13 protein-coding genes are annotated in these 11,794 nt (G+C 59.8%); 9 read left to right on the top strand and 4 right to left on the bottom strand.

The features are described 5' to 3' along the window. The first annotated feature begins 1 nt into the window (after position 1). Positions 2 to 1,423 (top strand): DUF4340 domain-containing protein, encoded by a 1,422-nt coding sequence (locus ACVW0R_RS04460; RefSeq protein WP_457501718.1) that lies wholly within the window; start codon positions 2 to 4, stop codon positions 1,421 to 1,423. Between the two features lie 20 nt (positions 1,424 to 1,443). Here ACVW0R_RS04460 and ACVW0R_RS04455 read toward each other — a convergent pair whose 3' ends face one another. The 4 genes from ACVW0R_RS04455 to rpsF form a co-directional block, all read right to left on the bottom strand. Beyond that, on the bottom strand, positions 1,444 to 1,977 hold the full coding sequence (locus tag ACVW0R_RS04455; protein WP_041438695.1) for a universal stress protein: 534 nt from the start codon (positions 1,975 to 1,977) through the stop codon (positions 1,444 to 1,446). 212 nt (positions 1,978 to 2,189) lie between these two features. After that, positions 2,190 to 2,819 (bottom strand): M14 family zinc carboxypeptidase, encoded by a 630-nt coding sequence (locus tag ACVW0R_RS04450; protein ID WP_457501717.1) that lies wholly within the window; start codon positions 2,817 to 2,819, stop codon positions 2,190 to 2,192. A 26-nt stretch (positions 2,820 to 2,845) separates the two neighbouring features. Next, complete coding sequence (locus ACVW0R_RS04445) at positions 2,846 to 3,244, bottom strand: single-stranded DNA-binding protein (protein ID WP_099812668.1); 399 nt, start codon at positions 3,242 to 3,244, stop codon at positions 2,846 to 2,848. A gap of 87 nt (positions 3,245 to 3,331) precedes the next feature. Next, a complete protein-coding gene (gene rpsF / locus ACVW0R_RS04440; RefSeq protein WP_011431645.1) occupies positions 3,332 to 3,622 on the bottom strand; it encodes a 30S ribosomal protein S6 in 291 nt (96 codons plus the stop codon). Between the two features lie 231 nt (positions 3,623 to 3,853). Here rpsF and ACVW0R_RS04435 point away from each other — a divergent pair, with 231 nt between their 5' ends. The 8 genes from ACVW0R_RS04435 (at position 3,854) to ACVW0R_RS04400 (ending at position 11,782) form a co-directional block, all read left to right on the top strand. Then, on the top strand, positions 3,854 to 4,099 hold the full coding sequence (locus ACVW0R_RS04435) for an acyl carrier protein (protein ID WP_011431644.1): 246 nt from the start codon (positions 3,854 to 3,856) through the stop codon (positions 4,097 to 4,099). Positions 4,100 to 4,196: 97 nt separating this feature from the next. Beyond that, entirely contained in the window at positions 4,197 to 5,462 is a 1,266-nt protein-coding gene (gene fabF / locus ACVW0R_RS04430; RefSeq protein ID WP_457501716.1) for a beta-ketoacyl-ACP synthase II, read from the top strand. Between the two features lie 12 nt (positions 5,463 to 5,474). Then, positions 5,475 to 5,744 carry a hypothetical protein gene (locus ACVW0R_RS04425; RefSeq protein ID WP_011431642.1) on the top strand — a complete coding sequence of 90 codons (270 nt, stop codon included), beginning with the start codon at positions 5,475 to 5,477 and terminating at the stop codon, positions 5,742 to 5,744. Between the two features lie 92 nt (positions 5,745 to 5,836). Then, positions 5,837 to 8,344, top strand: a complete 2,508-nt coding sequence (locus ACVW0R_RS04420; RefSeq protein ID WP_457501715.1) for a heavy metal translocating P-type ATPase — start codon at positions 5,837 to 5,839, stop codon at positions 8,342 to 8,344. A gap of 287 nt (positions 8,345 to 8,631) precedes the next feature. Beyond that, positions 8,632 to 9,465 (top strand): DUF4388 domain-containing protein, encoded by an 834-nt coding sequence (locus tag ACVW0R_RS04415; protein WP_099812672.1) that lies wholly within the window; start codon positions 8,632 to 8,634, stop codon positions 9,463 to 9,465. A gap of 334 nt (positions 9,466 to 9,799) precedes the next feature. Beyond that, positions 9,800 to 10,681 carry a DUF4388 domain-containing protein gene (locus ACVW0R_RS04410; RefSeq protein ID WP_011431638.1) on the top strand — a complete coding sequence of 294 codons (882 nt, stop codon included), beginning with the start codon at positions 9,800 to 9,802 and terminating at the stop codon, positions 10,679 to 10,681. A 124-nt stretch (positions 10,682 to 10,805) separates the two neighbouring features. Next, positions 10,806 to 11,174 carry a roadblock/LC7 domain-containing protein gene (locus tag ACVW0R_RS04405; RefSeq protein ID WP_011431637.1) on the top strand — a complete coding sequence of 123 codons (369 nt, stop codon included), beginning with the start codon at positions 10,806 to 10,808 and terminating at the stop codon, positions 11,172 to 11,174. A 53-nt stretch (positions 11,175 to 11,227) separates the two neighbouring features. Next, positions 11,228 to 11,782, top strand: a complete 555-nt coding sequence (locus ACVW0R_RS04400) for a protoglobin domain-containing protein (protein ID WP_011431636.1) — start codon at positions 11,228 to 11,230, stop codon at positions 11,780 to 11,782. Positions 11,783 to 11,794 lie beyond the last annotated feature (12 nt).

The following is an 11,794-nucleotide window of genomic DNA, read 5'->3' as shown; positions in this document are numbered from 1 at the left end:
CATGTTCAAGCGCAGCACCTGGATTCTCTTGGGCTTGGCAGTGGCTGCTCTGCTGGGGTATTTCCTCTTTGACAACTTCCAGCAACTGCGCCAGCAGCAGCAAGCGGAGCGGGCGCGGCTTTTCCACTTTGCCCCCGACACCATTGCCCACATCGAGATTCGCCAGCAGCAAGAGGGGGAACCGGAGGAAATCCTTTTGGAGCGCACTCCTGAGGCAGAAGAGGGATCCCGTTGGCGCATTATCCGTCCCATCCAGTCGGCGGCGCTGGACTTCCCGGTGGAGCAGTTGCTCAACAGCTTCTCCCGCCTCACGCCTCAAATCACGCTGGAAGGGGCTGAGGATTTGGCGGCCTTCGGCCTAGATAAGCCGCGCCACCAGATCGCCCTCTTCCCCCAAGAGGGGGATCCCTACCGCCTGGACATTGGCAACGACAACTTCGACGGCTCCGGCTTCTACGCCAGGCCAGAAGGGGGAGAGGTGGTGCTCTTGGCCAGCACCCAGAAGGGATCCCTCTTGCCTTCTCTGCTGGCTTTGCGGGACAAAACTCTGCTGCGCTTTGACACAGCGGCGGTGAAGTCTCTGCAGGTGCAGTTGGCCGAGGCAGAGCCAGAGGTCGTTCGCTTGGAGCGACAAGAAAATACGTGGCAGATCGTCGAGCCCCGCGAGCTGCCTGCCGATGACCTGAACGTCGACCGTCTGCTCAATACGTTGTCTCGCCTGCAAGCGGTGGAGTTTCCGGCTGAAACCAAAGCGGAGCTGGCTCCTTATGGTCTGGAGAAGCCTTCTGCCCAGCTAACCGTTGAGCTCAAGGATGGCAAGACCCTGACTGTGGCCTTGGGAGCGGAAAAAGAGGGCCAGGTGTACGTCATCACCTCCGAGCACCCGGCGGTGGCCACCCTCCTCACCAGCACCGCCGACATTCTCCGCTCCGACTTCGAGGAGCTGCGGGATCACCGCATCGCCCGCCTCAACCCCAACCAGGTGGGCCCAGTTACCCTGGAATCCCAAGGGGAGCGGGTTACCCTCAATCCTCTGCCCCAGGAGAAGGGATCCCTGGATCTGCGCTGGGAAAATCCGGAGCAACCGGGCCAGCCGGTCAACCTCAGCTCCCTCTTCTCCAGCCTCAATGCCGCCCGCGCCAAGGAGTTCCTGCCGGAGACGGATCCAGACGCCCAAAAAGCCTTGGCCGAGCCAGATCTGAAGCTGACCTTTGAGGCCAAGGGCGAGGACGGTCGGGATCCCTTGAGGTTGAGCTTGACGTTTGCCGGCCTGCGTGCCTATGTACAAAGCAGCTATCAGCCGGATATTGCCGTCATCGACCTCAGCACCTTCAACAGCGTGGAAACCGAAGTGAACCGCTTGCTGGAGGGCAAAGCGGAGGAGACAAGGGACCAACGGGGAGGGTCTTCCTCAGGCTCCTAGCGGTGGCCGGCGGGCTTTTCTTAGCTGGCAGAGGCGGTGGTTGTCTCTTCTTTGGCTGAGGCTGCTTTTTTCAGAGCCTCGCCCTGGATCGTCAACACCGAGCAGGGGGCCCGGTGGAGCACGTAGTTGCTGACGCTGCCCAAAAATAGCTCGCTCAGGCCGGAGTGGCCGCGGCGGCCCACCACAATCAAGTCCGCCTTCCAAGAGCGGGCCAAGTCGCAGATGACCCGACCGGGGTTGCCGTAGTTGAGGCGGTACTCGGCGCGAACTCCCTGCTCAGCGGCTTTCTCCACCAGCGAGCGCAGGTAGTCCATCTGGTTTTGCTCGAAGATGGCACACTGCTCCCGATAAGACTGCCACAGCTCAGCGCTGATGGTGGAGCTGTAATCCACCCCCAAGATCATGGGCGGCTCTGGGGCACCGGGCTCTTCCTGGGACAAAACATGGAGGATCATCATCTCGGCCTGCATGGCCTTGGCCAGTTGGACGGCCTTTTGAAACACTCCCTGGCTCAGCTCCGACCGATCCACCGCCACCAAAATCCTGCTGAACATACCGACTTCCTCCAAATGGCTAACAGATGGGCAAAAGACAAGGCTTGACTTCGGTTTCGACTCCAAGTTCCTTTTTTCTTTGCCCTCATCTATCTGTGTTGTAAAAGAACTGGGCGAGAAAACCGCGGGCATCTCGGATGACCTGTCGGATTGGCAATGAAAGTTCAGAGATCTTGACACAGGTCAGAACTCATCCTCCTGGGCTGTCCACTCTAACACCGCCTGCGCAGCAGTTCCAGCGTCAGGGTGGGGATCCGCGGTTCCTGCCCCGCCCAGGTGCCCAAAGAGCCAGGGGTGGGATAGCCGATGTCGTCGGTTACCGGCAGGCCGTTGCGAGCAGCCATCACCTGAGCCAGCTCAAGGGCAGGGCCATTGTAGTTCACGTAGGGATCGTTCTGGCAGGAGTGGGTAGAAAGGACAAATCGGGGTCGAATCTGGGCCAAACTCGCCAACAACGCTTGTGTCTCCGGCTCGGAGCCTGGGGCCGCTCCCGGCGGATAGCGAGCTTCCAAAGAAGCCGCGATCCAATCTTGCGTGGGCAGATTGCGGTTGAGATCCACGCCGTTGGCGTTGAGCCGTTGCCCTAGGGCACAGCCATCCGGGTTCAGGCATGGGATCGCCCAAAGCGCAGCCCTGCCCTCCAAGGATCTCCATTTCCCAGAAGCCACGTAGCGCTCGATCAGGGCATAGCCTTCCACCTCATCGCCATGTACGCCGCCGACCAGCAGCAAGGGGCGGATCCCCTGGGTGAGCTGCCAAAGGTAAATGGGACGCCCCTGCACCGAGTGGCCGATCACTTGCAGAGATGCCAAGGGCTCACCGGCGCCCAGTCTTGGCAACATAGGGGATCCCAGCAAAACTTGCACCGCTAGAACGGAATATCGTCCGGCTCCGCTGGGGAAGCCCCCCCTCCTTCAGAGGAGTCCACAGTTGCAGACTCACCCATCCCCGTCAGAGAGAGAACCCGCGCCGATCCCAGTTGGTGGACGCGACGCGCGGTGATCTCGGCCAACTTTTCCTTACGCCCATCCCGCTCCACCACATTCATGTGCAGTTGGCCCTCCACCGTGATCTGATCCCCCACGCGGCAGGTGTCCACCACCCGCTGGGCCAGCTCTCCAAAAAAGGCAACCCGCACTTGGTACGGTGGCTCCTCCGGGCGCAAGCTGGGAAAGCGCAGCACCAGTGAGGTAACGGCCAGGTTGTCGGGAGTGTAGCGCAGCTCCGGCTCGCTGGCCACTTCCCCCATCAAGACAATCGAGTTCATGACAGAGCCACTGTAAAGTCTATTGGGGCGTTAAAAGAAGGCAGCTCAACTACCTTTACCATGCCTCCAGACCCGGATCCCGTCAACCTAGTTCACGCGCAGAGTCATGTAGCGCAGGATGCTCTCGTTGATGCGCAGATTTTTCTCCCAGGTGGCCACTGTCCTTGGCTCGGCCTCGTAGTTGAACTGGATGTAGAGGCCTTCCTTGAACTTCTTCATCTCAAACCCGGCAAAGCGGCGCTTGCCTCTGTTGGTAATTTCCAGGCCAGTTGCCCCGTTTTCTCGTAGGAGCGATTCCTGCTCGGTGAGGAGTTGTTGCAAGGGTTCGTCCGAGAGGTCGGGGCGCACGATCAGCATTGTCTCATAGGCGCGGGGCATGGAAGCCAGTTCTCCTTGGGAATCCAAATCAAAAGGTGCAGTAGGCTATCCTAGCTTCTCTTTGCGACAATCGAAAAGGGCCACAGCTCAATTCTCCACCCCTCTGCAGCGACAAAAGCAAGCCTCTTCACAAGAGGGGATCCGTTGTCCGATACAATAGGGGATACTTCGATAGCTGCCGGTTGGCTTAGCCAAGACACTCTCAGTCGATCGATATCTAGGGTTCCAAGCATGAGCGCAGATGAAGTTTACAGCCGTGTTCGCAAGATCGTGTCCGATCAACTAGGCGTAGAGGACGACAAAGTAACCCTGGAAGCTAATTTCCAGAACGACCTAGGAGCCGACAGCCTCGATACGGTGGAGCTGGTCATGGCCTTCGAGGAGGAGTTCGATCTGGAAATCCCCGATGAAGATGCGGAGGGCATTGCCACTGTGCAGGATGCCGTCAACTACATCCTCTCTAAGAAAGCTGCCTAGCCTGGGAGAGGGCAATTCTGCCGGCTTGCCTTCCTTCTAACCGGAGGGTACCGGGTCGAAACTGCTCATGGTTGTCGTGGATCCTGCCGCCGCTCCTATGTCCATCCGATCCAACTTCCATCGCCGTGTTGTCATCACGGGGCTAGGGGCGATAACCCCCCTTGGCAATTCTCCTGGCGAGTTCTGGCAGAGCTTGCTGGCAGGCCGCTCTGGTATTGGGCCAATTACCCACTTCGATGCCTCTCGCCACGAGTGCCGCATTGCCGGGGAGGTGAAGGGGTTTGATCCCCTCGACTACCTGGATCGCAAGGACGTCAAGCGCACCGATCGCTTTGTCCATCTGGCCCTGGCCGCCACCCAACAGGCGCTGGAGGATGCCCAATTTCGCATTACCGATCTCAACGCTGAGCAGGTGGGGGTGATCTTGGGCACCGGCATCGGCGGCATCCGGGTTTTGGAAGAGCAGCAGACCATCTACCTGCAAAAGGGGCCGGATCGCTGTAGCCCCTTCATGGTGCCGATGATGATCGCCAACATGGCAGCAGGCCACGTGGCCATTCGCTTTGGCGCCAAGGGGCCTAACTCCTGTACGGTGACGGCCTGTGCTTCTGGCTCCAACGCCATCGGCGATGCCTTCCGGCTCATCCAGCGGGGGGAAGTGCAGGTGGCCATTACGGGGGGCACAGAAGCGGCAGTGACTCCCCTCTCGGTGGCGGGGTTCAGCGCCATGAAGGCTCTTTCCACCCGCAACGACGCCCCCGAACAGGCCTGTCGGCCCTTTGACCGGGATCGGGATGGCTTTGTCATGGGGGAAGGGGCGGGGATCCTGCTGCTGGAGGAGTTGGAACACGCCCGATCTCGCGGCGCCAAGATCTATGCCGAGATCGTCGGCTACGGCCTCACCTGCGACGCCCACCACATCACCAATCCCGCCCCCGCGGGCGAAGGTGCTGCCCGCGCGATGCGGCTAGCCCTTAAAGATGCCGGGATCCAGCCTGACCAGGTGCAGCACATCAATGCCCATGCCACCGGCACGCCTGTGGGGGATGTTGCCGAGGTGCAAGCCATCAGGGCGGTTTTCGGGGAGCACGCCCCTCGCCTGGCCATCAGCGCCACCAAGTCCATGACGGGCCATTTGTTGGGGGGAGCAGGCGGCGTTGCCACCGTGGCGACGGCCCTGGCCATCCACCACGGCTGGGTTCCCCCTACCCTCAACCTGGACAACCTCGACCCCGAGTGCGAGGGGCTGGACTTTGTCCCCCACAGGGCACGGCAGATGGCCGTTGACGTGGCCCTGGTCAATGCCTTCGGGTTTGGGGGGCATAACGTGACCCTGGCCCTGCGCCGCTACTCTTCCAACTAAGGGATCCTGCCCATGTCCACTTCTGAAGGCTCCGCCCCCTCTGTTCGCCAGCAGGCCCTGGCCGCCTTGACGGCGGAGCTGACGCAGCAGGGCCATCCCCCTGAATACGCCCAGCACATGGCGGCGGCAGTGATTTTTCAGGCCGATCTGGATCTCTGCGCCGCCCAGTTGGCGCGGCTGCTGAGTTGGCTAAAGCAAAACCACCCCAATCTCTATCCAGAGGCAGTGCAACTGGTGGATGCCACCCGCGAGGAGTTTGAGCGGCGAGTTCAAAGGGGGTAGTGGCGGGGATCCCAGCGTTAGGATGGGGAGAGTACCCCTCATTCCTGATTTTGCCGATGGCGCCAAAAAGCGAGGTCGAGGGAGTCCCTGTGATGGCCCCTGCAGAGGCGCCGCACCCTGGGGAAGAAACCCAGCCAGCCAAGCCCGCTGTGGAGGATAGGCCCTCAGAATTGGCTGGGAACGGATCCCTGCTGCTCCATGTTGGGGGCATGAGCTGCGCCGGCTGTGTTCGGGTCGTCGAGCAGACCCTGCTGAATCAGCCGGGGGTGGTCAAAGCCAGCGTTAACCTGGTTACCGAATCAGCTCTTGTGGAACTTGCCCCTGGGATCCAGCCTGATCCCGAGCATTTGGCCCGGATCTTGACGGATGCAGGGTTTCCCAGCTCTTGCGCCGCCGGCAGGGGCGATTTTCCCCAAGCTCAGGCTCCTTCCCCCGACGGATGGGACAATGCCCTGGACGCGCCTGCGGATCCCCTCGCGCGGCAACGGCGGCAAGCCCAAGACCACCTTCGCCAGGCCCTCACCGCCGTTTTTTTGCTGCTCATTTCTGCCGCTGGACACCTGGATCTTTTTGCCCGCCTGGGCCTGCCCGTCCTCAACGACGTCTGGCTGCACTGGGGGTTGGCGACGCTGACCTTTGTCGGCCCGGCCCGCGGCCTTGTCCTGGACGGCTGGCGGGCGGCGCGGCGGCTGGCCCCCAACATGAACACGCTAGTCACCCTGGGATCCGGATCCGCCTACCTGGCCAGTCTGGTGGGGTTGCTGGCCCCGCAGGTGGGCTGGGAGTGCTTCTTTGAAGAGCCGGTGATGCTGCTCAGCTTCATCCTGCTGGGGCGGGCCCTGGAACAGCAGAGCCGTCTGCGGGCGGCCAGCAGTTTGCAATCGCTGCTCAGCCTGCGCCCCAGCGTTGCTTGGCGAGTCCGACCCTCTCAACGGTCAGGATCCCCAGCCGAAGACCTGAGCAAAGGCGAGCTGGCGGCAGAGCAGTGCCCCGTGGAACAGGTGCAGGTGGGAGACTGGCTGCAGGTGCGGGCTGGCGAGCAGATCCCGGTGGATGGGGAAGTAATTGCCGGCCAGGCCACGGTGGACGAGGGCATGCTCACCGGGGAATCCCTACCCGTGCTCAAACAGCCAGGGGATCCGGTCGTGGCCGGGACGGTCAACCAATCGGGGCTGCTGCTGTGCCAAGCTACGCGCACCGGCAAAGACACCACCCTGGCCCAGATCATCCGCTTGGTGGAAGAAGCCCAGGCCCGCAAGGCCCCCATCCAGGGCCTGGCCGACCGGGTGGCCGGCTACTTCACCTACGGGGTGGTGGTGCTGGCCCTTCTCACCTTCGCCTTCTGGTACTGGGTTGGGATCCCCTTGTGGGGCAGCGAGCTCCTGAGGGGGGTCGGCCTTCACTCCCCTCTGCACCTGGCGGATCACCCGCCCCACCCCACCCCTCTGCTCCTCAGCCTTAAGCTGGCCATCTCGGTGCTGGTGGTGGCCTGCCCCTGTGCCCTCGGATTGGCGACGCCGACGGCCATTCTGGTGGGCACCGGCCTGGGCGCGGAGCGGGGGCTGCTCATCCGCGGCGGCGATGTCCTGGAGAAAACCCACCGCCTGCAAACGGTTGTCTTCGACAAAACCGGCACCCTCACCCAGGGGGATCCGCACCTAACAGATTGCCTGGCCCTCGACCCCTCTCTGGATCCGGCTCGGCTGCTGCAACTGGCGGCCACGGTGGAAAGCGGCACCCGCCATCCCCTGGCCCAGGCCATTTTGGGGGCCCTCCGCGAGCGAGGACTACCCCTGCTCTCTGCCGACGAGTTTTACACTCAGCCAGGCCTGGGGGCCTCGGCGCGGGTGGAAGGGCAAGAGGTCATCTTGGCCTCCTTAGAGGGGCTGGCCGCCCTAGGGATCCCGATTTCCCCGCAAGCGCAGGCCCAAGCCCAGGCGCTGCTACAAGCTGGCAAAACGGTGGTGGGGGTGGCCGTGGCGGGATCCCTGGTGGGGCTGTTGGCGGCCCAGGATCCCTTGCGGCCCGACGCCCGGGCAACGCTGCAACGGCTTCGGCAAATGGGCCTGCAGGTAGTCCTGCTAACCGGCGACCGAACCGAGGTGGCCCAGCAGGTGGCCCAGGCCTTGCAGGTGCCAGGGATCCGCGTCATCGCCGAGGTGCAGCCGGCAGACAAAGCTCAGGTTATCCGAGATCTGCAGGCCCAGGGTCAAAGAGTCGCCATGGTGGGTGATGGCATCAACGACACCCCCGCCCTGGCCCAAGCTGACGTGGGCATGGCTCTGCACTCTGCCACCGCTGCCGCCCTCGAGACTGCCGATATCATCCTCATGCGCAACCGCCTCTGGGACGTCGTGGAAGCCATCCGTCTCAGCCGCGCCACCTTCCGCAAGATCCAGCAAAACCTCCTCTGGGCCTTCGCCTACAACTGGGTCGGGATCCCGGTGGCTGCCGGTGCGCTCCTGCCCAGCTTCGGCATCGGCCTCAGCCCCGCCCTGGCCGGCGGCCTCATGGCCTTCAGCTCCCTCAGTGTAATCTTCAATTCACTCCTTCTCAGGAGAACTTTTATAAGTGGTGGATCCCCTGACGAGCAAAATTAAAAAGTGTTAAAGACAACCAATATTCCGCCTACTATCTGTTTCTATTTCCGAAGTTTTACTGACTTCTGCCACAACTTTTGCCCTGCTCAGGCCTAGGAAGCAGCGATCTCGATTAAGTTCAATCAAGGAAATTAATTAGCTTTGACTTTTGAAAAGCCAAATGTAAAATTGTAAAAATGAGGCTTGCGCTGGCCCAAAGCTGCCTCGTTTTGTACCTTGCGTAGCAAGGGAAAAACCGTGAAAATACTGAAAAAGTCAGATCCGAAAGTTGGAGAGAGGGCAGAGACATGGCAATGCTTGGAGATCTTCAGGAATTTTCCCTAGCCGAGCTGTTGCATTTGATGGAAAAAGGAAAGAAAACAGGCCAACTCTCCATTTGGGGGCCCAATGGCATTTATCGAGTTTGGCTGTATCAGGGGCGAGTGGTGGCGGCCTTGTCTCCCCAAGAAGAGCATCAGTTGGAGCGCTTGCTGGTGCGCTTAAACCTGGTCAGCCAGCAAGTCGTGGCAGATTTGGCCTCCCTCTGCAGCTTGCAGGAGCCTCTGGGCCTTTGCTTGCAGCGGCAGGGGTTTATTTCCCCTGCAGCTTTGGCCAAGCTCTTTCGCTATCAACTGCAGGTGGGGCTTTACAGCCTCTTTGCCCTGGAAGCGGGACAGTTTAGCTTCTTGCCCAACGTGCCCCTGCCCTACCGCGAGATGACCGGCCTGAGCAAAGGAGCCAGTGCCGTGGCTTTGGAAGCGCTGCAGCAGCTTCGGTTGGATCAGCGCCCGGAAGAAAATCTGCCCCAGCCGGACAGCTACTTCTGGCGTACCAGCACCGAGTTGCCCTTGTACAAACTCTCGCCCCTGGAGTGGGCAATCTTGGAGCAGGTTTCGCCCGCTCGCAACCTGGTTGAGTTGGCCCAAGCCCTAAAGGCAGATCTCTTAGAAGTCCGCTATGCCTGCGCCCGCCTGGCCAAGCTGGGGTTGCTCAGCCCCTGCGACAGCTCGGCCGCTTCACCCCAGCCTGCGCTTGCGGCGGCTTCTAAGCTTCTCCCCAACCTTCGGGAAGAGAAGGAGCCGGTCAAGCCTTCCTTGGTCAGCCGCCTATCTACTCTCCTCAAAACCATGCGCGAAAAATAAGCCGGTAGAGTAAAATTCTATTGCATGCTCCTACGCCGGCTTTACGAAGTTAATTTAGGTAAAGATGAACTGGATGGCTGTAACAGATCTGGACCAAAGCAACACAAAAGTAATAGGAATTGATGCCAAAATCTTACGCAGCTCAACGCTTAGACTTTATCTCTCCAAAAAGATCGTTCATCAGTAGAATTGCTGCCAGGTTGAGTACTTGAGCGAAGATGGCTTTGCCGTCGCTACACGGTTGTTGACAGGGAATCAGGGAATGAGAATGGTGGTGTCCGTGAGGATCCCTGAAAGCGCCAATATTCAACTTAATGGAGGCTAAAGAATTGCCATGGCTATCGTTGGAGACCTCCAAGAATTTTCCCTTCCCGATCTGTTGCAGCTCATCGAAAAAGGCAGCAAAACAGGTCAACTTTCCGTCTGGGCCCCAAACGGCATCTACAAAATCTGGTTTTACCAAGGTCGGGTGATTGCAGCTCTGCCCCCCGAAGAGGAACATCGCTTGGAGGGTTTGCTGGCCCGCTCCGGCCTGGTTAGCGAGCGGGTGGTGGAAAAGCTGGCCTCTTTCTGTGGCCCGGAAGAGCCGCTGGGGCGGTGTCTGCAGCGGCAGGGGTTAATTTCGCCTGTGGCTTTGGCCAAGCTCTTTCGCCACCAACTGCAGGTAGGTCTCTACAGCTTGTTTGCCCTGGAAGCGGGCCAGTTCAGCTTCTTGCCTAGTGTGCGCCTGCCCTATCGCGAGATGACCGGCCTGAGCAAGGGTGCCAGTGCCGTGGTTTTGGAAGCGCTGCAGCAGCTCAAGCTGGACCAGCGTCCTGAAGAAAGTCTGCCGCAGCCGGACAGCTACTTCTGGCGCACCAGCAGCGAGCTGCCCTTGTACAGGCTTTCGCCTTTGGAGTGGGGAGTCTTGGAGGGAGTTTCCCCCTCTCGCAACCTGGCTGAGTTGGCCCGGGCGTTGGGGGCAGATCTTCTGGAAGTGCGCTATGCCTGCGCCCGCCTGGCCAAGCTGGGGCTCATCAGCCCCTGTGATGGCCCAACGGCCATTGTTCCCTCTTTGCTGGTTTCGGACAAGTTGACGGCGGTGGCAGAAAGCTTGGAAGCTGCGAAGGAAAAGCCGAGCACCAAACTACCCTCTTTCTCACAGGGAAGCGACCGGGTTAAGCCCTCCCTCGTCTCGCGGCTGGCTACTTTGCTGAGGGGGGTTCGGGATAAGTGAGAGATTTTTGAGCGAGGAGATCTTCTGGCAGATCTTTGCAGTACTATTTCTACAGCAGATAGAAGTATCAGCAAATAGATACGAGAAAAAATGACAAAAAGTCTTGAAAGCAGGGAGAGAAAGGATGGCTAATTTATCCTCTTTGCAAGCAATTCTCCAGAATTACGTTTCCAGCACGCCGGAAGTTCAAGGAGCAGCAGTGGTCACGCCAGATGGCTTGCCTCTGGCCTCTGCATTGCCGGCAGGCATGGACGAAGAAAGGGCATCGGCCATGTCGGCGGCTATGCTTTCTCTGGGGGAACGAATTGGGAAAGAGCTGAGCCGCGGAGCCATAGAGAGAATTTTTGTGCAGGGAGAAAAAGGGTACGGCGTTTTAACCAGTTGCGGACCTGACGCCGTTTTGCTGACGCTAGCCAGCCATGAAGTTAAGCAAGGCTTGCTCTTTTTGGAAATGAAGCGAGTGGCCGCAAGCATTGCAGAAGCGATGAAGTAGGCAAGCTAAGCAGGGAAGCTGGGTTTTGATTTTCGCTTGATTTTGAGGGAACTATGACTATCAAACCTTTGGAGCTGCTGCAAGTCTTGATCTCGCGCACCGAATTTACAGACGAAGACAGGAAGATTTTGCAGCAAAGTGCCGACTGGGGCAGCAGCATCGCCACAGAAATGTCGGATGCCTTTTACGGCTATTTGGATCGCGATGCTGAGATGGCAGCTGTTATTGCTAAGCACAACCGGCAACGGCTGGGCCAGACCTTTACGGACTGGTTTAAGGAAATGTTTACAGGCATGGACAACTGGGGCCCCCAGTACGCCGAGCGCCGCTGGAAAATTGGCCTAGTTCATGTGCGCGTTGGCATTGGCCCTCAACACGTGGTGCCGGCCATGGCCACGGTTGTGCAGGAGGTGAGCCGCCGGCTGGTCAAAGAGGGCAAGCCCGAGCAACTGCGGATGAGCCTGAGCAAGGTCTGCATGATCGATCTCTCCTTTATCGAGCAAGCCTATCTGGAGGTGGCTTACAACGCTGTGCAGCAGGAAACGGGCATGAGCGAGGCGTTGTTTAAGCGTCTTATTGCCACCGGCGCCAGCAACTTAGCTTCTTAATTCGGCAAGGGC

It is taken from the genome of Thermostichus sp. MS-CIW-15, assembly GCF_054060575.1.
This window is presented reverse-complemented; position numbering and strand designations above follow the sequence as displayed.

Coding starts and splice junctions, on each gene's coding strand:
- ACVW0R_RS04420 (WP_457501715.1), top strand. CDS start 5,837: ATGGCCCCTGCAGAGGCGCCGCACCCTGGGGAAGAAACCCAGCCAGCC.
- ACVW0R_RS04435 (WP_011431644.1), top strand. CDS start 3,854: ATGAGCGCAGATGAAGTTTACAGCCGTGTTCGCAAGATCGTGTCCGAT.
- rpsF (WP_011431645.1), bottom strand. CDS start 3,622: ATGCCCCGCGCCTATGAGACAATGCTGATCGTGCGCCCCGACCTCTCG.
- ACVW0R_RS04450 (WP_457501717.1), bottom strand. CDS start 2,819: ATGTTGCCAAGACTGGGCGCCGGTGAGCCCTTGGCATCTCTGCAAGTG.
- fabF (WP_457501716.1), top strand. CDS start 4,197: ATGTCCATCCGATCCAACTTCCATCGCCGTGTTGTCATCACGGGGCTA.
- ACVW0R_RS04455 (WP_041438695.1), bottom strand. CDS start 1,977: ATGTTCAGCAGGATTTTGGTGGCGGTGGATCGGTCGGAGCTGAGCCAG.
- ACVW0R_RS04400 (WP_011431636.1), top strand. CDS start 11,228: ATGACTATCAAACCTTTGGAGCTGCTGCAAGTCTTGATCTCGCGCACC.
- ACVW0R_RS04425 (WP_011431642.1), top strand. CDS start 5,475: ATGTCCACTTCTGAAGGCTCCGCCCCCTCTGTTCGCCAGCAGGCCCTG.
- ACVW0R_RS04415 (WP_099812672.1), top strand. CDS start 8,632: ATGGCAATGCTTGGAGATCTTCAGGAATTTTCCCTAGCCGAGCTGTTG.
- ACVW0R_RS04410 (WP_011431638.1), top strand. CDS start 9,800: ATGGCTATCGTTGGAGACCTCCAAGAATTTTCCCTTCCCGATCTGTTG.
- ACVW0R_RS04445 (WP_099812668.1), bottom strand. CDS start 3,244: ATGAACTCGATTGTCTTGATGGGGGAAGTGGCCAGCGAGCCGGAGCTG.
- ACVW0R_RS04405 (WP_011431637.1), top strand. CDS start 10,806: ATGGCTAATTTATCCTCTTTGCAAGCAATTCTCCAGAATTACGTTTCC.
- ACVW0R_RS04460 (WP_457501718.1), top strand. CDS start 2: ATGTTCAAGCGCAGCACCTGGATTCTCTTGGGCTTGGCAGTGGCTGCT.